Genomic DNA, 20,230 nt, shown 5'->3' on the forward strand with positions numbered 1-20,230 from the left:
AGAACGCAGCAGGCGGTACGGAGCCGCCCCCGCATGAGTTGCGTCTCCGTACCGCGATTCCTGAAACGTGGCGGCCTCAGCGCGCGAACGCGAGCACCTGGTCCACGTACCAGCGGTCCACCTCGCCGTTGCGGGACGGCGTCACATCGATCCAGCGGCCGTCCACCAGCTGGTGGAGGCGGTGACCGTCCCAGCGGTACTGCACGTGGTGGTGCCGGTCCCGTGCGTCGTCACGGTGGTCGTGGTCGTAGCGCCAGGTCCGGTAGTGGTCACGGTGGTCGTCGTCCGAGTACCGGGCGCGGTGTCCGTCGCGCCCGTCGTCGCGCTCCTGGTACGAGCCTCGGTCGTGCCCGGCGTCCGGGGTCGCCGCCGATGCCGTGCCTCCGGCTCCGAGGATCGCGCCGCCCGCGATGGCCACGGACGCGGCGGCGATCGGCAGTCGCTTGATGAGCTTCTTCATGGTCGTCTCCCTGTGCTTCGCTGAACCGGAGGGGGTCCTCACGTTCTCTCCCGGCCCAGCGTAACTGAGGGCCCCCTCATGTTTCTCCATGTGCGAGGTGAAGCTGCTCACAGGCGGGTGCAGGCTATGGAGGAGGGCTCGCGCAGGGTGCCGGCGGGTGTCGCCCCCTCACACGAAGCGGACGTCGCTGAGGTCGATCCAGACCATGAGCTGGTCCGGCACGGGGCGGCCGTCGGGGGCGCGGCGGTGCGCCCGGCGCTTGGTGGGGAGCAGGATGCCGTCGGCTTCCACGTAGTCGTGGACGTACTGCGCGGCGGCGAATCCGCCCGCGATGTCGACGTGGTAGTCGTGACGGCGCAGGAGGCCGTCGGCGCCGAAGTAGAAGTCCTGCTCGGTGCTGTGGCCGGCGATTTCGGGTGGGAAGGTCGCGCGCAGCCCTGCCCAGCTTTCGTCGGCCTCCTGCCAGGGGTCGATCCCGGTGACGGTGAAGCCGGGCATGGCCAGGAGGAAGGGGGTGGTGAGGTAGGTCCACAACGCGTAACCGTTGAAGTAGGCGCGGTCCAGCGGGTCCCAGGGGGTCTGCAGGGTGTGACCGGCGAAGGACGCGCGAGGATCCTCGCGTTCCGCCACCACGCGCCCGTCGAGCTTTTCGATGCCCACCCGTCCCGGAGTGAAGTCGGTCCTCTGGTCGGGGGCGCCGAAGGGCTTCACCGACGCGTGTTCCTCGTGCAGCCGGACGGTCATCTCGCGTGCGGCGGAATCCTGCGGCAGGCCCTTGGCGGCGAACAACTCGCCACCGCTGACGAGGGTGGCCCGCACCTCGGTCAGTTGATTCCAGCGTGTGGCCCCGCCGTGGGCTTCGATGGCTCGGGTGAGCAGCTCGTTCATGTGCACCTCTATAGGTGCCCTCGCCGGCCGGTCCCGTCAGGCGCGCCGGATCCTCGCGCGATGCGACCACCGTCGGGCGCGCGCCGGTCCGACGTGGAGGGCCTCTGCGGGACGGGGTGGTGAGTGACAAGATGGGAGGGAGCCCGGGCAGTCAGCCAGAGGGAGCTCGGAATGGAATCTTCCGAAGCGTCTGGGATGCAGTTCGGCATCTTCACCGTCGGCGACGTCACGCCCGACCCCACGACAGGGCTCACCCCCACCGAGTCGGAGCGCATCCAGGCCACCGTCGCCATCGCGCGCAAGGCCGAGGAGGTCGGACTCGATGTGTTCGCCACGGGCGAGCACCACAACCCGCCAGGGGCGCCGAATTCCTCACGCCACCGATCGACCGCAGCCGAGATCCGGTGCTACCTGCGCGACCCTGACGGCTATCTCGTCGAGGTCGGGCAGTCCACAGGTCTGATGAAGGGCATCCTCGCCGATCCACCCGCCGGCGAGAACTGACGTGCACCGCTAGGCAAGACCTGCGGCCGCACGCTCCGCCTCATAGCAGATTCCGCACGTCATCCGTCTGGCCTCGGGTGCCTGGGCGGAGGCGCCGGCAGTGCCGGGAATCGGAACTCTGGTGGCATGCAGATGCCCGCTGCACATCCCGGCCCCGCACCGGGCGCAGACGGCCACAGCGGGGGACTGGACCGGTCGAAGCGCGTCAGCGGCGCAGTCGTAGCAATTCATGGCGGCCGACCTTTCTGGATCTGACCCAGGGCGTTGTCACCGGCCGGGCTGGCGCTCGGTGATCTCCTGAAGCACCCAGCCGTTGCCGTCCGGGTCGCTGAAGGTGGCGTAGGAGGCATAGGAGGTGCGGTCGGGGTGCGGCCCGGAGAGGCGCTCCTGCCCGGCGCCGCTGTGAACGGCGTCCCCGGCCTCGTGGCCGTGGTGGAGGAGCCCTCCGGCGTCGTGGAACACCTCGCTCACCTCGACGCCGCGGTCGACGAGTTCCGCGCGGGCCTGTTCGACGTCCGAGACGATGAGGTACAGGCCCTGGGCGGATCCGGGGGTGGCGGAGATCGTTCCCTTGCCGAAGATGATCGAGCACTGGGAGCCGGGTGGTGTGAGGTGCACCAGTCGGTAGTCGTCGCTGAACGTGTTGTCGACGTCCATCCGGAATCCCAGCGACTCGTAGAAGTTCTTGGACCGATCGACGTCGGAGACGGGCAGCACGACGACTTCGAACTTCAGATCCATCTTTTTCACCTTCTGGGAATCGGGACTCTCACCATCCCCATGTGGTGCTTCGCCACTGGTGGAGAGGCTCACGAAGGCGGCCGGTCGTCGCTTTCCCAGTCTCTCTCGACCATGACGGGGGCGCATTCCGGAGCCACGCCCGCCGTCAGGGTGCCGTGTCGCCCGGGGCCGGTGGGACCTCCCCGGCCTCCGTGAGCGCCATGACGAACTCGTCCAGGTCGGCCCCGAGGGGTGTCTCGCAGTCCCAGACGGCCTCGTACGCGATCTCGACGGGTTCCCCGGCCTGGAGGAGGGGACGGCAGCTCGTGTGCTCGTGCGTGATTTTGGAGCGGGGCAGGAGTGCCGCACCGAGGCCCATGGCCGCCCATTCGTCCACGGCCCGGAAACTGGCGGCCTCTCCCGGGTACGTGAGCAGTGGGAGGTCGTGGCCGCGGAAGAGGTCGGTGGTGAAGGTGGTCAGTCCGCAGGTGCTGGGCCCGAGGATGAAGGCCGCGTCCGCCACGGCCTTGAGCTCCACCGGGTTTTCGTCCCGGGAGGCGGCGGGGTCGACGACGACCACCGGCTCGCGGGCGATGACACGGTGCCGGAGCGTGGGCATGCCGGGCACGGCGGGGACGAGGACGATGTCCAGGCGACCTTCTCGGAGGTCGACGCTCAGGGGGTCGAGGTCCGCTTCCCTGAGGACCAGGTCGCGCGGGCGCTTCAGGGTGCGGGCGGCTTGGAACGCCCGCGCGACCAGGTCGGCCCCGATGATCGGTGACACACCCATGCGGATCGTGTCGGTGACCGGAAAGGCCAGCCGCCGGGTCTCGGCGACAAGGTTGTCGAGGGCGCTGAGGACCTGGTCGATGAGAAGCAGGGTCTGCGCGCCGTGCGCGGTGGGTCTGACTCCGCGGGGTGAGCGGTCGAAGAGCTTGACGCCGAGTTCGTCCTCCAGCCGGGCGACGCCGTTCGACAGCGCCGGCTGAGTCACCCCGTAGGCACGCGCGGCGGCACTGAAGGACTTCGTCCGCGAGACAGCCTGGGCGTAACGCAACGCCTCGATGTTCACGATGACCATTATCCCCTCGGGTCACGTCCGAGGGGAACCTCTTTCGGTCATGCCCCGTGGAGGCCCTGTCCGGCGGCTCCCGCCGGACAGGCCCCGGGTCCCGAGGAGGGCTCAGCGCTCGAGCGTGAAGGTGAAGTCGCCGGAGAGCCTGCCGCTCAGCCGGACGGCCGAAACGAGCTTCCTCTCCGTGATCGCTCGCTCCACCTCGGCCCGCGGAAGACCGCACCCTTCAGCGATCAGCCGCACCGGCCGGACAGGGATCCGCGCCGCGAAGCGGACCGTCACGTCGATCTTCCCGCCGAGCTCAGCGCACCCTTCCTCGTGGCTTCAGCGGCAGCGGCGGCAGTTCCGGGGCGGGCAGCGGGGCTCCGTCGTAGCCCTTCACGTCACCGAAACGCGTCCCCTTCGTCCAGTCCTCGCGAGCCCGCACGATCTCCTCCTGGGAACGGCCGACGAAGTTCCACCACATGATCAGCTCCTCCGCGAACGGTTCGCCGCCGAGGAGCATCACGGCCGCGTCCGACTCTGCGCGCAGCGGCAGTTCGGTGCGGCCGCAGCCGAGGTAGAGCATCGAACCCGGCAGCACCGGCACGCCGTCGACGTGCACCTCGCCGGACATGGACAGCACCCCGTACTCGAAGTCGGGTACGAGCGGCAGCCGGACGTCCGTGCCGCGGGTGAGCGCGAGATCGGCGCCCACCAGGGGGGTGTACGTCGTGCCGGGCGACGTCGCGCCGTCGATGTCGCCGAGCAGGACGGTCGCCGTGAGGCCCGGCGCGGTGACCGTGGGCAGCTCGGCGTGGTGCTCGAACCGCGGGTCGGTGTGGCGGTGGGCGTCCGGCAGCGCGACCCAGAGCTGGGCGCCGTGCAGGAACCGGGCGTGCGGCTTCGGGCTCTCCTCGGAGTGGCTGATCGCCCGGCCCGAGGTCATGAGCCCGAGCTCCTTCGGCCTGATCGTCTGCAGGCTGCCGGTCGAGTCCCGGTGCAGCACCTCGCCCTCGTGCAGCCAGCTGACCGTCTGGAGCCCCATGTGCGGATGCGGGGGCACCTGCATGCCGGCCTCGTCTGTGATGTCGTCGGGACCGTAGTGGTCGACGAAGGCCCACGCGCCGATCATGCGCCGGCCGAGGTTCGGCAGCAGCCTGCGCACCTCGGTCGACTCACCGAGCTGTACGTGCCGCGGACTCAGCAGCTCGCGGACAGGTTCGGCGACGACGAATCCGCGTCCGCCGCACACGCTGGGCACGGGCGCGCGGTCAAGGTTGCTCATGCGGCACAACCTAGCCGTGCGGGGACGGCGGCGCAGGCAGTCCGGTGCCGTGGCACGTGCCGTCGTCAGGACCGCCCTGGACACCCGGGGACACCTAGGCTGGAGGTGTGGGCCGCGGTGTCGTGACGCTGTTCCTGTGCGGGGACGTGATGCTCGGGCGCGGCGTGGACCAGATCCTCGCGCACCCCGGCGATCCTGGGCTGCGGGAGGGGTACGTCACGGACGCCCGCGACTACGTGGCGCTGGCCGAGGCGGTCAGCGGCCCGATCCCCGTGCCGGTCGGCCCGGCATGGCCGTGGGGCGAGGCGCTGCCGGTACTGGACGAGGCCGCGCCGGACGTCCGGATCGTGAACCTGGAGACGGCCGTGACGAGCGGTGGCTCCTTCGCGCCCGGCAAACAGGTGCACTACCGCATGCACCCGGCCAACCTGCCCGCGCTCACCGTCGCCCGCCCCGACGTCTGCGTGCTGGCCAACAACCACGTCCTGGACTTCGGCCGGCCCGGCCTGGAGGAGACCCTGGACGCGCTCGACGGCGCCGGTCTGCGGACGGCGGGCGCCGGTCGCGACGCCGACGGTGCGCGGGCCCCCGCCGTGGTCCCGCTCCGCACCGGCGGCCGCGTCCTGGTCCTCGCCCTCGGCACCCGCTCCAGCGGGATCCCGCCCGGCTGGGCGGCGACCGGGGACGCACAGCCCGGCCTCGCGTACGCCGCCGGCCCCTCACCGGGCGCGGCGGAGGCCGTCGTGCAGCGCGTACGACGGGTCAAGCGGGCCGGTGACCTCGTGGTCGTCTCCGTGCACTGGGGCTCGAACTGGGGCTATCTCGTCCCCCGCGACCAGGTCCGCTTCGCGCACGCCCTGGTGGACGGCGGTGTCGACCTCGTCCACGGCCACTCCTCGCATCACCCCCGCCCGCTGGAGGTCTACCGGGACCGGCTGATCCTCTACGGCTGCGGCGACTTCGTCGACGACTACGAGGGCATCCCCGGCAACGAGGAGTACCGCGACGACCTCCGCCTCGCCCACCTCGCCACGCTGGAAGCGGACACCGGGCGCCTGACCGGCCTGCGGATGGTGCCGCTGCGGGCCCGGCGGATGCGGCTGGAGGCCGCGCCCGAGCGTGACCGCAGATGGCTGTGCGGCATCCTCGACCGGATCAGCGCGGGCGTCCACGTGGATCCGGCGCCCGACGGGACGCTGACGCTGGCGCGGTGAACCCCCGGCGACGCCTGGGCACCGTGCGGCACGTGAGTTCTGGTCCCTGCGCGGTTACTCGGACCTCATGGCTGGCATCGACATCAGAAGTAGCGCATTCGACGACCACTCCTTCATCGCGCGGCACTACGCGTACGAGGGGGAGAACGTCTCGCCCCCGCTGGCGTGGAGCGGCGTCCCGGACGACGCGACGGAGCTGGTGCTGCTGTGCGAGGACCCCGACGCCCCGTCGGGCACGTTCGCGCACTGGATCGTGGTCGGCATCGATCCCCGCAGCGAGGGTGTCGACGCGGGTAAGGTCCCGCCCGGCGGCACCGAACTCGTCAACGGCTACGGCGAACGGGGCTGGGGCGGCCCGCATCCGCCGCCGGGCGACGACGCCCACCACTATTTCTTCCGGCTCTACGCCCTGTCGGAACCCTGCGCGCTCCCCGACGCGCCGAACGCCGCACAGGTGCGCGAGACGGTCGGTGAAAGGGAGGTGGCCGACGGCACGCTGGTGGGCCTCTACCGGCGCTGAGACCGGGCCCGCGCGGAAGCCGCCTCACGGACTCGAGGGGCGCCGGGCCGGAGCGGATCGGGGCAGGTCAGAACGGGTAGTGGGGGTGCTCGGTGGCCAGGGTCACCCAGCGGGTGTGGGAGAACGCCTCAATAGTCCGGACGCGGCGGGCACGTCCTTGCCGCCGATGAACGGTCACGGGTGAGGGCCATGGGGTCAAATCCGTCGTCCGCTGGGTGTTCGCCAAGTGAAGGCGAGTTCAAAACTGCTGGAGGCGAGTCTCCGGGCGACGGCGCGGAGCGGTGTCAACGACCGCGGCGCACGTCAGGGGCTCGTCTGCGCCGTCCCCCTGGCTGCCTCGGGATCCGGTCGTTTAGACTGCACGTCCAAGCACTGGATTTCTAGTCCAATGAGGTGGCCGATGCCCGAGCCGGACCTGGATGCCGAACGGAACGCGATCCTCGCCGCGCTGGTCCCGGTCGCCGACGGCATCGCCGCCACTTTCGGGCCGGTGTGCGAGGTGGTGCTGCACGACTACCGGCGGCCGGAGACGTCGGTGGTCGCCGTCGCCGGTTCGGTGACCGGGCGGGCGGTGGGCGGGGCGATGAGCGAGATCGGGATGCGCGTGCTCGCCCGCGGCGACGAGGCCCGCGACGAGCTGAACTACGTCACCCGCACCGGCGCCGGACAACTGCTCAAGTCGTCCACAATGGTGCTGCGCGACTCCACGGGCGCGGTGTTCGGTGCCCTGTGCGTCAACCTGGACGCCGGCGCCGTCCAGCAGGCCCAGGCACTGCTCGGCGCGCTCGCCGGTACCGGCGAGGCGGTTCAGGCGCCGGTCACCACCTTCGGGAACGACATCGACTCGGTGGTGGACGCGATCCTCGACGCCCACCGGCTGCGGCAGCACCAGAGCTGGGCCGGCCTCGACCGCGCCGAGCGTCTCGAACTCTTCCGCGGCCTCGACGAGCACGGGGTGTTCGCGGTCCGCCGCGCGGTCGAGCACGTCGCCACGCGCCTCGGGATCTCCCGTGCCTCCGCCTACAGCTACCTCTCCCAGGCCCGCGCCACGACCGACCCCGCTTCCGAAGGAGCCCGCCCGTGACGACCTCCACCCCGCCCGTCACCCTCGACGACGTCCGGGACGCCGCCGCGCGGCTGAAGGGCGTCGCCCACCGCACGCCGGTCCTGCGCTCCCGCACCCTCGACGGCCTGGTCGGCGCCGAAGTGCTCCTGAAATGCGAGAACTTCCAGCGGGTCGGCGCCTTCAAGTTCCGCGGCGCCTACAACACCGCCTCGCGGCTCACGCCCGGGCAACTGGCCCGGGGCATCGCCACGTACTCCTCCGGCAACCACGCCCAGGCCGTCGCCCTCGCCGCCCGCGAACTGGGCACCACCGCGGTGATCGTGATGCCCGACGACGCCCCGGCCTCGAAACGGGCCGCAACCGAGGGATACGGCGCCGAGATCGTCACGTACGACCGCTACACCGGCGACCGGGTCGCCCTCGCCGAGGCCCTGGCCGCGGAGCGGGGCCTGACCGTCATCCCGCCGTACGAGCATCCGCACGTGATCGCCGGGCAGGGCACCGCGGCGCTCGAACTCCTCGAAGAGGTGGGGGAGCTGGACGCGCTGATCACTCCGGTCGGCGGTGGCGGGCTGATCGCCGGCAGTGCCACCGCGGCCAAGGGGCTGCATCCCCATGTCCGGGTGATCGGTGTCGAGCCGGAGGCCGGCGACGACACCAAGCGGTCGCTGGAGGCGGGCCGGCGCGTCAGCATCCCGGTGCCGCACACCATCGCCGACGGACAGGCGCTGTACACGCCGGGCGAGCTGACCTTCTCCGTCAACCGGCGGCTCGTCGACGGCATCACGCTGGTCTCCGACGACGAGATCCGGGCCGCGATGAGGTTCGCCTTCGAGCGGCTGAAGATCGTCGTCGAGCCCAGCGGCGCCACCCCGCTCGCCGCCCTGCTCTCCGGCCGCGTCGAGCGCCTGCCACGCCGGATCGGTGTGATCGTCTCCGGCGGCAACATCGACGCCGACCGCTTCACCCGCCTCTGCGGGAACGCCGGCTGAGCGCTGGGTGGCGGGCCCGGGCCGGGCGGGCGGACGATGAGAAAGAGGGCTCGGCCGTCGCCGCTGCCGCTCACGAACTCCCGGAGCGGGCGGCGCGGACCGGTGCCCCGGCCGGAAAGGAGGAGCGGTCATGCTAGAGGTGAAGACGCTGGACAAACCGGACGAGCGGCGCGACTTCCCGCGCGGCCACCTGGAAGCGGTCCACCTTTCGGGGCTGGACTTCGCGGTGGCCACGTTCGAGCCGGGCTGGCACTGGACGGAGTCCGTCGCGCCCCTCGCGGGCACCGACTCCTGCCAGATCCACCACAACGGCTATGTCCTCCAGGGCAGGATGCGTCTGCGCATGGACGACGGCGCAGAACAGGAGGTCGGCCCCGGCGACGTCTTCGTCTGCACGCCCGGGCACGACGCCTGGGTCGTCGGGGACGAGCAGGTCATCGTCTACGACTTCGCGGGATCCATGGCCCGGGACTACGCCAAGGGGGAGTAGGGCGAGGGGCGTACGGACGACTCCGTGCGCCCGCCGCACCGGCCCTCAGACCACCACGACTATCTTCGCGCGCGCGTGCTCCTCCTCCAGGTGCCGTATCGCCCGTGGTGCCTCGCTCAGCGGATAGGTGCGTTCCACGACCGGGGTGACCTGCCCCGACTCGACGAGGTCCCGCAGCGCCGCGAGATTCTCCTTGCTCGCCCGCGCCGGGAGTTCGAGCAGTCGCTGGCCGACGAAGGGCGCCAGCATGCGCCGCCTGAGGAACAGCGCCATCGGGCCGAGGAGGCTGCCGCCCTCGTAGAAGCCGCCGCCGGACAGGACGAGCGTGCCGTCCGGGGTCAGGGCGCGCCGGAATTCGCCCAGGGACCGGTTGCCCACCAGGTCCAGCACGACGTCGTGGCGCCGCCCCGCGCGGGTGAAGTCCTCCCGTGTGTAGTCGACGACGTGGTCGGCGCCGAGCGAGCGGACCAGGTCCGCGTTCCGCGTGCTGCACACGCCGGTGACCTCCGCGCCGTACGCCTTGGCGATCTGCACGGCGAACGTGCCCACCCCGCCCGACGCGCCGTTGACCAGCACCGTTTGGCCCGCCCGCACTCCGGCCACGTCGCGCAGGCCGACAAGCGCGGTGTTCGCGGCCAGCGGCATCGCGGCCGCCTCCTCGAAGGTGAGGCGGCCCGGCTTGCGGTCCACCGCGCCGTCCGCGACACACACGAACTCCGCGAACGCCCCGTCGGCCTCGCCGTACACCTCGTCGCCGGGCGCCAGTCCCTCGACCGCGCCGCCGACGGCTTCCACCACACCGGCGAAGTCCCGGCCGCGGACGGCCGCCTTCGGTCTGCGGAGCCCGAACGCCGCGCGGGCGATCTTCGGGTCGCCGTGCATGTAGTGCCAGTCGTAGGCGTTGACCGAGGCCGCGCGCACCCGCACCAGCACCTCGCCCGCCGCGGGCACCGGCCGCGCGACCTCCCGGCACTCCAGCGTGTCCCATCCGCCGTACCGGTCCTGAACCACTGCCTTCATGGGTGTCCCCCTCCGTTGCGGCGAGCGTAGGGAAGGACCGGCGCCGCGCACATCAGGGTCGAACCCCGAATCATCCCGGAAGAGCCGACGACTTGCCCCGGGAAACCGATCGGTTTACAGTCTGGAGGGTGAGGGAAACCGATCGGTTTCCCCCGCCCTCCCCTGGCGCCGAGACAGTAAGGCAGACCCATGACCACCCTCGAAGGCTCCGTCGCCCTCGTCACCGGCGGCAGCCGCGGCATCGGTAAGGCGCTGGTGGCAGCCCTGTACGAGCGCGGCGCGGAAAAGGTGTACGCCACCGCCCGCGACCCCCGCACGGTCACGCACCCCGACGCCGTACCGCTCGCGCTGGAGGTGAGCGATCCCGCGTCCGTCGCGGCCGCCGCCGCGCAGGCGCAGGACGTCACGATCCTGATCAACAACGCGGGCGCCTCGGTGAACGCGAACTTCCTCGACTCGCCGGTGGAGGACGTGCGCCGCGAGTTCGAGACCAACTTCTTCGGACCGCTCCTCGTGACCCGCGCCTTCGTCCCGGTCCTGGAGCGCAACGGCGGCGGCCACATCCTCAACTTCCACTCGGTGCTGTCGTGGGTCGGCCTCGCCGGCTCCTACAGCGCCTCGAAGGCGGCCTTCTGGTCGCAGACCAACTCCCTGCGCCTGGACCTCAGGCCGCGCGGCATCGAGGTCACCGGCCTGCACGTCGGCTACGTCGACACCGACATGGCGGCGAAGGTCGACGCCCCCAAGTCCACGCCCGAGAGCGTCGCTGCGCAGGCCCTCGACGGCATCGAGTCGGGCGCGTTCGAGGTGCTGGCCGACGACATCTCGCGGCAGGTCAAGGCGGGCCTGTCGGCCGACCTCGCGACGCTCTACCCGCAGCTCGCCGCCTGATCAGACCGGCAGCAGGCGGGCGATCAGCCCGCTGAGCTGCCGGGCGTTGCGGCACTCGTGCATCTCGACGAGCTCGGCGTAGGCGGGCGCGGCGGAGTCGCCGGTGCCCCACTGGGAGCGCGGCTCGGGATTCAGCCAGTGGACGCGGCGGGCCCGCCCGCCGATCCGCCGCAGCGCCGCCAGGTTCGGGTCGCTCATGTTCGTCCGGGCGTCGCCGAGGACGAGCACCGTCGTCCGCGGGCCCACCGCGTCGCCGTACCGCTCGGCGAACTCGCCCAGCGAGACGCCGTAGTCACTGCTGCCGTGCCAGCCGGTGAGCGTCGCCTCGGCGCGGATGCGCGCGCTCAGGCCCCCGGAATCGGCGGCGCCGTGCACCAGCAGCCCGGTCACCTCGTCGATCCGGTTGACGAACGCGAACACGCGCAGCTTGCTGAACTGGTCGTGCAGCGCCTGCACCAGCAGCATCGTGAAGTCCGAGAAGCCGGACACCGAGCCCGACACGTCGCACAGCAGCACCAGTTCGGGCCGGACCGGACGCCGTCTGCGCAGTACCGGCCGCATCGGCACGCCGCCCGTGGACAGCGAGCCGCGCAGGGTGCGCCGCAGGTCGATGCTGCCCCGCGCGGCCCGCCGACGCCGGGCGGCCAGCCGGGTGGCGAGCTTGCGGGCGAGCGGCTGCACGGCCCGGCGCAGCTGAGCCAGCCGGTCCTGGCCGGCGTACAGGAAGTCGACCCGGTCGGCGGTGGGTGCCACCGCGCGCCGCGCGATCTCGTCGCGGCCCCGTCGCTCGGCCACCCGGCGCCGTGCCTCCGCCCCCACCAGGGCGCGGAAGGCCTCGATACGCCGCCGGATCTCGTCGTCCAGCAGCCGGTCCGCGAACCCCGGCTCGCCCGCCCGGCCCCGCACGTCGGCGCGGACCCGGGCGAGCAGCGTCTGCGGGCGGATCCGGTCCAGTGCCTGGTACGCCGACCAGCCGTCCGAGCCCGGCGAACTCCCGTACCCGCCGAAGCCGTCGACGGCCTCGATCGCCAACCGGCCCAGCAGCGCGCCGTCGTCGGCGGTGAGCGCCGCCGCGAGCCGCTCGCGCAGATCGTCGCGGTCCGTCGCCGCACTGTCCGGGCCGCCCACGCCGCGCGGGAAGTAGAGGTCGAAGACCGGGTCGAACACCGGCCGCTGCCCGTGGGTGTGCAGCAGCGTCGCGGCGAGTCCCTCGCGCAGCAGCTCGCGGTCGGCGAGTCCCAGCGCCTGCACCGCCCGCGCCGCGTCCACGGTCTCGCCGGTGCCGACGCGGACGCCGTGCGCGCGCAGCGCGGCCACGAAGTCCGTCAGCCGGGAGGCGACGTCGGAGGTCATACGGCGTCCAGGTCCAGCTTGGCCGCGGCCTTCAGCACGTCGTCCTGGTGCTTGAGGAGCACACCCAGGGTGTCGCGCACCACGTTCTCGTCCAGCGTCGCGGCGCCCAGCGCCAGCAGGGTGCGGGCCCAGTCGACGGTCTCCGCGACCGACGGTGCCTTGCGCAGATCCATCGCGCGCAGCGCGCCCACCACCCGGACCACCGACCCGGCCAGCGCGGCGTCGATGCCGGGCACCTTCAGCCGGACGATCCGGCGCTCCAGCTCCTCGTCCGGGAAGCCGATGTGGAGGAACAGACAGCGGCGGCGCAGCGCCTCCGACAGCTCGCGGGTCGCGTTCGACGTGAGCACCACGAAGGGGCGGCGCGTCGCGGTGACCGTGCCCAGCTCCGGAACGGTGACCTGGAAGTCGCTCAGCACCTCCAGCAGCAGTCCCTCCACCTCGACGTCGGCCTTGTCGGTCTCGTCGATCAGCAGCACCTTGGGCTCGTCGCCGCGGATGGCGGTGAGCAGGGGCCGCGGAAGCAGGAACTCCTCGCTGAAGATGTCGGTGCGCGCCTCGTCCCACGTCTCGTCGCGGCCCGCGCTGATGCGCAGCAGCTGCTTGGCGTGGTTCCACTCGTACAGCGCGCGGGACTCGTCCACGCCCTCGTAGCACTGGAGCCGTACCAGCCGGGCCCCGGCGACCTGGGCTACGGCCTTGGCGAGCTCCGTCTTGCCGACGCCCGCCGGGCCCTCCACCAGGAGCGGCTTGCCGAGGCGGTCGGCGAGGAAGACGGTCGTGGCGACCGCGGGCGACGCCAGGTAGCCGGTCTCGGCGAGGCGGGCGGAGACATCGTCGACGGAAGTGAACAACCGGGCCTCCGGCGGTGGCGGCGGACGGGGATCGGCTCCTATCTAAGCGCTTGTTCAGCACTCCTGTCACCCCTTGCCCGGCGTGATCGGGTCGCGGTATACCGATCGGTTTCCTCTGCTGCGTCCGCGCGGTAACCTCGCACTATGGCCACGACAGACAAGGCGTCCCCCCGCGACCGGCTGCTCGACGTCGCCGCACAGCTGTTCTACCGCGACGGCGTCTCCATCGGCGTCGAGGCGCTGTGCCGGGCCGCCGGGGTGTCGAAGCGGTCGATGTACCAGCTCTTCGACAGCAAGGACGAGATGCTCGCCGCGAGCCTGGAGCGGCAGCTCCCGCGCTACGAGGCGCAGCTCGCGCCCGGGCCCGGGGACGCGGACGCCGGGCCCCCGCGGGAGCGGGTCCTGCGCGTCTTCGAACTACTGGAGGAGGCCTCGGTGAGCGCCGACTACCACGGCTGCCCCTACCTCGCGGCACTGATCGAGCTGAAGGACCCCGAGCACCCGGCGAGCGTCGTCGCCCGCGCCGTCAAGGAGCGGCTGAAGACCTTCTTCCGCACCCAGGCCGAGCGCGGCGGCGCCCAGGATCCCGAGCTCCTCGCCCGGCAACTCCTGCTGATCTTCGATGGCGCGAGCGCCCGCTCCGGCGCCCGCGTGGAGAGACTCGACGACGGCCTGACAACGGCGACGGCGAGCGCACTGCTGGACGCGGCGGGTGTGAAGTAGCGGATGCCGGCGAAGAGCCGCAGCGGAGGGTGGACTGCGGGGCTCGCCAAGCCGGGGGGAGGGTGGTCGGGTGCGTGGGGAGGCAAGCCAAGCGGGGGCGAGGCCGGACGGGGCACGTTGTGAGGCTCGCCCAGCCGGGCACGAGGCCCGGACGGGCTGCGACGTCGGACCGGCGGGCCGCGACGCCGGAACGGCAGGCCGCGACGCCGGAACGGCAGGCCGTGAAGCTGGACGCGCGGCCTGCGAAGCGGCACCGGCGGCCTGCGGAGCATGGCGAGCGGGTGGCCGCCGAAGCAGCCACCCACCCTTTTGTGTCCTCGCCGCTCACGCGGTCACCGCCACCGCCCCCACCGCCGGTGTCCTCAGCACCCGCCGGGCCGTCAGCAGGCTCGTCCCCAGCGTCACGGTCGCCGCGGTCGCGACGACGGCCGCCCAGATGCCCAGCGTCTGCCCGGGCAGCACCTCGTCGGTGCGCACGACCGTGAACGGGACGATTCCGGCCAGCGCGGCCAGCGTGCCGAAGAAGGCGCCCGTGAGGGTCAGGACCAGTCCTTCGGCGCCGACCATCCCCAGCACCTGCCCCGGCGTCGCCCCCGCGAGGCGCTGCTGCCCGAACTCCCGGGCCCGGTAGGTGGTCGCCGCGTACAGCGAGTTGACCAGCATCACGCACACGAACACCACGATGATGCCGACGACCGTGAAGTTGAGCGTCTCCAGGTTCTTGGCGTCGACCGACTTCACCAGCCCCGAGGACTCGATCGCCTCGCTCTCCACGGCCTGCATCGTCAGCGTCGCCGTGGACACCGCGGTGAACAGGACCAGCGACACCAGGATCCCGGCGAGCCGCGCGGCCCGCTCGCGCAGATTGCGCACCGCCAGCCAGCCGCTCGCACCGCTCGGCGACAGCCCGCCCAGCACACCCTTCAGCAGCCGCGGCGACAGCGACGCGAACCCCACCGACAGCAGGATCGCCCCGTACGCGCACGGGGCCATCAACGCCTCGTCGGACGCCGAGAACGCGAACGCCGAGGTCACCGACGCGGCACCGGCCACCAGAGCGCCGTACGCGAGGAACGTCCGCGCCCGGCCCCGCGGTTCCCGCCTGTGTGTGGCCCGCCGTACCGCGAGGTAGGCCGCGCCCGCCGACGCGAGCAGGGTGACGCCGAGGCCCGAGGACAGCGCGACCGGCCCGAAGGCGGCGCCGACCGGCTCCGCGACCTGACCGCTGTCCTGGAACACCTCCAGCAGCACCCGCCCGCCCAGCACCGCCGGGCCGATCGCCGGCGTGGCACCCAGCAGGGCGACGGCCACCGCCTCACCCACCACCATCCGCCGCAGCTGCCCCGGTGTCGCCCCCGAGCAGCGCAGCAGCTCCAGCTCGGCGGCCCGTTGCCGCACGTTGACCGTCAGGGTGGACGCGACCGCGAAGAAGACGAGCAGCGTGCCGTAACCGCCGACCACGCTCGCCGAGATGGTCAGCGTCTCGGCGCTCACCGGGTCCACGCCGGACTGCCCGGCCGTGTCGTGCAGCGAGTTGAACGTCATGATGATCGCCGCGCCGAGGAACGCCGCCAGCAGCGTCGCGAGGAACCGTCCGGGGCGGTGCCGGATCGACCGCATCGCCAGTACGAACATCGCTCACACCCCCGCCGCGACGTCGTCGCCCAGGTGCGCCAGCCGCTCGGCCACCGCGTCCGGCGTCGGCGCGTCCAGCCGTCCGGCCAGCCGCCCGTCGGCCAGGAACAGCACCGAGTCGGCGTAGGAGGCGGCGACCGGGTCGTGCGTCACCATCACCACGGTCCGCCCGTGCACCCGCACCGTGTCCCGCAGCAGCCGCAGCACGTCCCGGGCGCTGCGCGAGTCCAGCGCGCCCGTCGGCTCGTCCGCGAAGACCACCCGGGGTTCGGTCACCAGCGCGCGGGCGATCGCGACGCGCTGGCGCTGACCACCGGACAACTGGGCGGGCCGGTGCCCGAGCCGGTCGCCGAGCCCGACCGCCGTCAGCACCTCCTGGGCCCGCCGCCGGTCCACCCGCCGCCCGGCGAGCCGCAGCGGCAGCACCGTGTTCTGCGCGACGGTGAGGGTGTCGAGCAGGTTGTACTGCTGGAAGACGAAACCGACCCGCTCCCGCCGGAACCTCGTCAGCTCGGCCTCCGTCCCCCCGGTCATCTCGGCGCCGTCCACGTGCACGATGCCGCTGTCCGGCCGGTCGAGCCCCGCCGCGCACTGCAGCAGCGTGGACTTGCCCGAGCCCGACGGGCCCATCACGGCGGTGAAGGTGCCGCGCGCCAGAGCGAGCGTCACGCCGTCCAGCGCGGTCACCGCGCCGTCGCCGCTGCCATAGGACTTGGTCACCTTGACCAGCCGCAGCGCCTGAGCGGCGGGCCCCGTCTCGTGCCTCTGTCGTGAGCTGGTGCGAAACATCGTCGTCGCCCTCCGTACGGCACTCCCTGTGCCTCGTCCATGACGCTACGGACGGCGCGGACCGGGCACACGGGGCGCAGAACCCGTATCGCGGGGTGTACTCGGCGACACCCCGGACGGGTCACCAGAACAAGCCGACCCGGCAGGCCGCCCGATGCAATGGACGGGTGACCGCGCCCCCGGACGACTGCCTCGCGCGCAACGAATGGATCTGCGGCGACTATCTGAGCACCCGCCGCGAGATCCTCCTCGACGCCGTGGGCCAGCACCTCCAGCTGACGTCCGTCTCGGTGCTGATCGGTCTCGCCCTCGCCCTGCCGCTCGCGGTGCTGGCCCGCCGCTGGGGCTGGGCGGCCGGTCCCGTGCTCGGTGTGACGACGATCCTTTATACGATCCCGTCCCTGGCGATGTTCTCGTTGCTGCTCCCCGCCTACGGACTCTCGGCGACCCTGGTGATCGCCGGGCTGGTCCTGTACTCGCTGACCCTGCTGGTCCGCAACGTTCTCGCCGGCCTGCGGGCCGTGCCCGAGGAGACCCGGCAGGCCGCCCGTGGCATGGGCTACGGACCGATCCGCCTCCTCCTGACCGTCGAGCTGCCGCTCGCCCTGCCGGCCGCCATGGCCGGGCTGCGCATCGCCACCGTGTCCGCGGTCTCGCTGGTGACGGTCGGCGCCATCGTCGGCTTCGGCGGGCTCGGCAATCTCATCTACGCGGGCATGAACACCTTCTTCAAGGCACAGGTGCTGACGGCCTCCGTGCTGTGCGTGGTCATCGCGGTCGCGGCCGACCTGCTCCTGCTGGGGGTCCAGCGGCTGATCACCCCCTGGACGAGGGCCCGTGCATGAACACGCTCACCGAGACCTGGGACTGGCTCACCGACCCCGCGCACTGGTCGGGCGCCGACGGCATCTGGCAGCGGCTGCTCCAGCACCTGGTGCTCACGGTGGTCTGCCTGATCGTCAGCTGCCTGATCGCCCTGCCCGTCGCCGTGGTCCTCGGCCACCTCGGCAAGGGCGGGGCGCTCGCGGTCAACATCTCCAACGTCGGCCGCGCCGTCCCCACCTTCGCGGTGCTGGTCCTGCTGCTGCTGACCCCCGTCGGTGCCTGGGGCGAGGGACCCACGGTCGTCGCCCTGGTGCTGTTCGCCGTACCTCCCCTCCTGACGAACGCGTACGTCGGCATGCGCGAGGTCGACCGCAGCACCGTGCAGGCCGCGCGGGGCATGGGGATGACGGGACGCCAGGTGATGCTCCGGGTCGAAGTGCCGCTGGCCTCCCCGATGATCCTGAACGGGATGCGCGTCGCCGCCGTGCAGCTCGTCGCGACCGCCACCATCGCCGCCCTGGCGGGCGGGGGCGGCCTGGGCCGGATCATCACGGCCGGCTTCAACCTCGCCAGTACGCCGATGGTGGTGGGCGGCGCGGTGCTCGTCGCCGTGTTCGCCCTGATCGTCGAAGGACTCTTCGAGATCGCCGAACGCCTGGCACCGGCGTGGGCGAGGGGAACACCGTGAACGCCGGAAGAGGCCGTATTCGGCCGGCGGCCGCGCTTCTGCTCCTGGCGACCGGCTGCTCCACCGGCCCCTCCCTGGAGAGCCAGGGCGAGTTGACCGCGCCGCCCGGCGACAGCCACCACCTGACCGTCGGCTCCGCCGGGTTCACCGAGAGCGACCTGCTCGCCCAGATGTACGCCCTGCTGCTGGACCAGGCCGGCTACCGGACGTCCCTGATCACCGTCGCCAACCGCGAGCTGTACGAACCCGCCCTGGAATCGGGCCAGATCGACGTCGTCCCGGAGTACGCGGCCACCTTCGCCGACTGGCTCAACGCCAAGACCAACGGCCCCGACGCACCGCCGGTCGGCTCACCCGACCTGGCCGCCACCATGAAGGCCCTGCGCGGACTGGCGACGCCGCGCGGCCTGACCGTCCTGAACCCGGGCCGGGCGGTCGACCAGAACGCCTTCGCGGTGAGCGCGTCGTACGCACGCCGACACCACCTCAAGACCCTCAGCGACCTGGGCGGATCCGGTCTGCGAGTACGGCTCGCGGCGGGCGACGAGTGCGTGCAGCGGCCCTACTGCGCCCCCGGTCTGCGCAAGGTCTACGGCATCGACATCGTCGCCGTCGACCCCAAGGGCGTCGGCACCACGCAGGCCAAACGGGCGGTGCAGAGCGGTCACGACCAGATGGTCCTCACCACCACGACGGACGCCACCCTCGGCGAGTTCGGCCTGGTGATCCTCGCCGACGACAAGCACCTGCAGAACGCCGACCACGTCGTCCCGGTCGTCAACCGTGCCCGCGCCGGCGCCCCCGGCGTCGCCAAGGCCCTCGACAAGCTCAACGCCGTCCTCAACACGGCCGACCTCGCCTCCATGAACCAGCAGGTGGACAGCTGGCGCCGCCTGACCACCGACGTGGCCCGCACCTACCTGGAGGACAAGGGCCTCCTGAAGTGACGCCGGTACGCCCGCCGATGAGCGGGACGGCGGTCGCGTGGGCGTGCCACCGGTCTCACGCGTCCGCCACCGAGTCGAAGTCCACCTGTTCCCTTGACACGCCCTGGGCGTCCGCGTCCACCGAGCGGCGCAGGGCCTCGTGCAGCTTGGCGGGGGTCAGGACGCCGAGGAAGCGGGAGCCCTGAAGCACCGCGACCCAGCCGGCGTCGTGCTGGAGCATCACGCCGAAGGCCTGTTTCAGCGGGGCGCCCACCGGGACCCAGGCGTTCATACGGTGGGCCAGGTCCCCGACGGAGGCGCTCGTGCCGAGCTCGTCCAGCCCGACCCAGCCGTGCAGGTCGCCGCGCGCGTCCAGGACCACCGCCCACCGGGCACCCTCGGCCCGCAGCCGCCGCGCCGCCCGGCCGGACGGCTCGTCCAGGTGCGCGACGGGCGGCTGTTCCAGATCGCCGGGCTCGATCGCGGTCACCGACAGCCGCTTCAGCCCCCGGTCGGCGCCGACGAACTCGGCGACGTACGGCGACGCCGGTGTGCCCAGCACCGCCCCGGGCGTGTCGAACTGTTCGATCCGCCCCTGCCCGTACACGGCGATCCGGTCACCGAGCCGCACCGCCTCCTCGATGTCGTGCGTGACCATCAGCACCGTCTTGCGCACCGCGGCCTGCATCCGCAGGAACTCGTCCTGCAACTGCTCCCGCACCACCGGGTCGACCGCCCCGAACGGCTCGTCCATCAGCAGCACCGGCGGGTCCGCCGCCAGCGCCCGTGCCACCCCGACCCGCTGCCGCTGGCCGCCCGACAACTGGTGCGGGTAGCGCGGCCCGTACGTCTTCGGATCCAGCCCGACCAGTTCGAGCAGCTCCGCGGCCCGCGTCCGCGCCTTCGTCCGCTTCCAGCCGACCAGTGACGGCACGGTCGCCGTGTTGTCGAGGACGGTGCGGTGCGGGAAGAGGCCGACCTGTTGGATGACGTAGCCGATGCGCCGCCGCAGCCGTACCGGATCGACCGAGGCGATGTCCTCGCCGTCCACCAGGATCCGGCCCGAGGACGGCTCGATCAGCCGGTTGACCATCATCATGGTCGTCGTCTTGCCGCAGCCCGACGGGCCGACGAGCGTGACGAGTTCGCCCTCGGCCACCTCGAAGGAGAGCTCGTCCACCGCGGCCGTGCCGTCCGGGTACCGCTTGGTGACCTGCTCGAACCGGATCATGACCTCACGCTAGCCGTGGCGCCCGCAGCGCGCTCCTCCGTGCGGACCGGCACCTGCCGAATGGCTGACTCCGTTTTTGAACGGTTTCAATCCCGGGGA

At 72.1% G+C, this 20,230-nt stretch carries 22 protein-coding genes and 2 pseudogenes; 11 read left to right on the forward strand and 13 right to left on the reverse strand.

Going from position 1 to position 20,230, the window contains the following annotated elements; translation table 11 throughout:
* Positions 1-76 precede the first annotated feature (76 nt).
* On the reverse strand, positions 77-460 hold the full coding sequence (locus ACFV6X_RS16440; protein WP_385383540.1) for a hypothetical protein: 384 nt from the start codon (positions 458-460) through the stop codon (positions 77-79).
* A 168-nt stretch (positions 461-628) separates the two neighbouring features.
* Positions 629-1,348, reverse strand: a complete 720-nt coding sequence (locus ACFV6X_RS16445) for a hypothetical protein (protein WP_385383543.1) — start codon at positions 1,346-1,348, stop codon at positions 629-631.
* A 195-nt stretch (positions 1,349-1,543) separates the two neighbouring features.
* On the opposite strand from ACFV6X_RS16445, the pseudogene ACFV6X_RS16450 reads away from it, so the two are divergent.
* Positions 1,544-1,720 (forward strand): annotated as a pseudogene (locus tag ACFV6X_RS16450) (LLM class flavin-dependent oxidoreductase); the annotation flags it as partial.
* A 141-nt stretch (positions 1,721-1,861) separates the two neighbouring features.
* On the opposite strand, the gene ACFV6X_RS16455 reads toward ACFV6X_RS16450, so the two are convergent.
* From ACFV6X_RS16455 to ACFV6X_RS16475, 5 genes and pseudogenes are all read right to left on the reverse strand, one after another.
* A complete protein-coding gene (locus ACFV6X_RS16455) occupies positions 1,862-2,083 on the reverse strand; it encodes a DUF2180 family protein (RefSeq protein ID WP_385383545.1) in 222 nt (73 codons plus the stop codon).
* 36 nt (positions 2,084-2,119) lie between these two features.
* Complete coding sequence (locus ACFV6X_RS16460; protein ID WP_385383548.1) at positions 2,120-2,593, reverse strand: VOC family protein; 474 nt, start codon at positions 2,591-2,593, stop codon at positions 2,120-2,122.
* A gap of 145 nt (positions 2,594-2,738) precedes the next feature.
* A complete protein-coding gene (locus ACFV6X_RS16465) occupies positions 2,739-3,644 on the reverse strand; it encodes a LysR family transcriptional regulator (protein WP_385383551.1) in 906 nt (301 codons plus the stop codon).
* Between the two features lie 111 nt (positions 3,645-3,755).
* Positions 3,756-3,935 (reverse strand): annotated as a pseudogene (locus ACFV6X_RS16470) (DUF1062 domain-containing protein); the annotation flags it as partial.
* 13 nt (positions 3,936-3,948) lie between these two features.
* A complete protein-coding gene (locus tag ACFV6X_RS16475; protein ID WP_385383553.1) occupies positions 3,949-4,914 on the reverse strand; it encodes a pirin family protein in 966 nt (321 codons plus the stop codon).
* 107 nt (positions 4,915-5,021) lie between these two features.
* On the opposite strand from ACFV6X_RS16475, the gene ACFV6X_RS16480 reads away from it, so the two are divergent.
* The 5 genes from ACFV6X_RS16480 (at position 5,022) to ACFV6X_RS16500 (ending at position 9,196) form a co-directional block, all read left to right on the forward strand.
* Complete coding sequence (locus tag ACFV6X_RS16480; RefSeq protein WP_385383556.1) at positions 5,022-6,128, forward strand: CapA family protein; 1,107 nt, start codon at positions 5,022-5,024, stop codon at positions 6,126-6,128.
* A 67-nt stretch (positions 6,129-6,195) separates the two neighbouring features.
* Entirely contained in the window at positions 6,196-6,648 is a 453-nt protein-coding gene (locus ACFV6X_RS16485) for a YbhB/YbcL family Raf kinase inhibitor-like protein (RefSeq protein ID WP_385383558.1), read from the forward strand.
* Between the two features lie 400 nt (positions 6,649-7,048).
* Positions 7,049-7,732 (forward strand): transcriptional regulator, encoded by a 684-nt coding sequence (locus ACFV6X_RS16490; protein WP_385383561.1) that lies wholly within the window; start codon positions 7,049-7,051, stop codon positions 7,730-7,732.
* Positions 7,729-8,706 carry a threo-3-hydroxy-L-aspartate ammonia-lyase gene (locus tag ACFV6X_RS16495; RefSeq protein ID WP_385383564.1) on the forward strand — a complete coding sequence of 326 codons (978 nt, stop codon included), beginning with the start codon at positions 7,729-7,731 and terminating at the stop codon, positions 8,704-8,706. The genes ACFV6X_RS16490 and ACFV6X_RS16495 overlap by 4 nt, the downstream gene beginning before the upstream one ends.
* A 130-nt stretch (positions 8,707-8,836) precedes the next feature.
* A complete protein-coding gene (locus ACFV6X_RS16500; RefSeq protein WP_365448657.1) occupies positions 8,837-9,196 on the forward strand; it encodes a cupin domain-containing protein in 360 nt (119 codons plus the stop codon).
* A 45-nt stretch (positions 9,197-9,241) separates the two neighbouring features.
* Here the strand turns inward: ACFV6X_RS16500 and ACFV6X_RS16505 are convergent, their stop codons facing one another.
* Positions 9,242-10,216, reverse strand: a complete 975-nt coding sequence (locus ACFV6X_RS16505) for an NAD(P)-dependent alcohol dehydrogenase (RefSeq protein ID WP_385383567.1) — start codon at positions 10,214-10,216, stop codon at positions 9,242-9,244.
* A gap of 189 nt (positions 10,217-10,405) precedes the next feature.
* On the opposite strand from ACFV6X_RS16505, the gene ACFV6X_RS16510 reads away from it, so the two are divergent.
* Positions 10,406-11,107: an SDR family oxidoreductase gene (locus ACFV6X_RS16510; protein ID WP_385383569.1), complete on the forward strand. Its 702-nt coding sequence runs from the start codon at positions 10,406-10,408 to the stop codon at positions 11,105-11,107.
* Here ACFV6X_RS16510 and ACFV6X_RS16515 read toward each other — a convergent pair whose 3' ends face one another.
* Together ACFV6X_RS16515 and ACFV6X_RS16520 are read right to left on the reverse strand one after the other, a co-directional pair.
* A complete protein-coding gene (locus ACFV6X_RS16515) occupies positions 11,108-12,460 on the reverse strand; it encodes a VWA domain-containing protein (RefSeq protein WP_385383572.1) in 1,353 nt (450 codons plus the stop codon).
* Positions 12,457-13,314, reverse strand: a complete 858-nt coding sequence (locus tag ACFV6X_RS16520) for an AAA family ATPase (protein ID WP_385383574.1) — start codon at positions 13,312-13,314, stop codon at positions 12,457-12,459. Before ACFV6X_RS16520 ends, ACFV6X_RS16515 begins: the two co-directional genes overlap by 4 nt.
* 144 nt (positions 13,315-13,458) lie before the next feature.
* Between ACFV6X_RS16520 and ACFV6X_RS16525 the strand changes: the two genes are divergently transcribed.
* A complete protein-coding gene (locus tag ACFV6X_RS16525) occupies positions 13,459-14,037 on the forward strand; it encodes a TetR/AcrR family transcriptional regulator (protein WP_385383577.1) in 579 nt (192 codons plus the stop codon).
* A gap of 324 nt (positions 14,038-14,361) precedes the next feature.
* Here ACFV6X_RS16525 and ACFV6X_RS16530 read toward each other — a convergent pair whose 3' ends face one another.
* Both ACFV6X_RS16530 and ACFV6X_RS16535 read right to left on the reverse strand, forming a co-directional pair.
* The gene (locus ACFV6X_RS16530) at positions 14,362-15,672 is read right to left on the reverse strand and encodes an FtsX-like permease family protein (protein ID WP_385383580.1); all 1,311 of its coding nucleotides are present in this window, start codon (positions 15,670-15,672) and stop codon (positions 14,362-14,364) included.
* 3 nt (positions 15,673-15,675) lie between these two features.
* Positions 15,676-16,461 (reverse strand): ABC transporter ATP-binding protein, encoded by a 786-nt coding sequence (locus ACFV6X_RS16535; protein WP_385383583.1) that lies wholly within the window; start codon positions 16,459-16,461, stop codon positions 15,676-15,678.
* Between the two features lie 167 nt (positions 16,462-16,628).
* Between ACFV6X_RS16535 and ACFV6X_RS16540 the strand changes: the two genes are divergently transcribed.
* From ACFV6X_RS16540 to ACFV6X_RS16550, 3 genes are read left to right on the forward strand one after another with little or no spacing between them, the layout of a single operon-like run.
* The gene (locus ACFV6X_RS16540) at positions 16,629-17,306 is read left to right on the forward strand and encodes an ABC transporter permease (RefSeq protein WP_385383586.1); all 678 of its coding nucleotides are present in this window, start codon (positions 16,629-16,631) and stop codon (positions 17,304-17,306) included.
* A complete protein-coding gene (locus ACFV6X_RS16545; protein WP_385383589.1) occupies positions 17,303-17,974 on the forward strand; it encodes an ABC transporter permease in 672 nt (223 codons plus the stop codon). The genes ACFV6X_RS16540 and ACFV6X_RS16545 overlap by 4 nt, the downstream gene beginning before the upstream one ends.
* On the forward strand, positions 17,971-18,921 hold the full coding sequence (locus tag ACFV6X_RS16550; RefSeq protein ID WP_385383592.1) for an ABC transporter substrate-binding protein: 951 nt from the start codon (positions 17,971-17,973) through the stop codon (positions 18,919-18,921). Before ACFV6X_RS16545 ends, ACFV6X_RS16550 begins: the two co-directional genes overlap by 4 nt.
* 55 nt (positions 18,922-18,976) lie before the next feature.
* On the opposite strand, the gene ACFV6X_RS16555 is transcribed toward ACFV6X_RS16550, so the two are convergent.
* Positions 18,977-20,131 (reverse strand): ABC transporter ATP-binding protein, encoded by a 1,155-nt coding sequence (locus tag ACFV6X_RS16555; protein ID WP_385383595.1) that lies wholly within the window; start codon positions 20,129-20,131, stop codon positions 18,977-18,979.
* Between the last annotated feature and the right edge of the window lie 99 nt (positions 20,132-20,230).

This window comes from Streptomyces sp. NPDC059861, assembly GCF_042731435.1.
Taxonomy (GTDB): Bacteria; Actinomycetota; Actinomycetes; order Streptomycetales; family Streptomycetaceae; genus Streptomyces.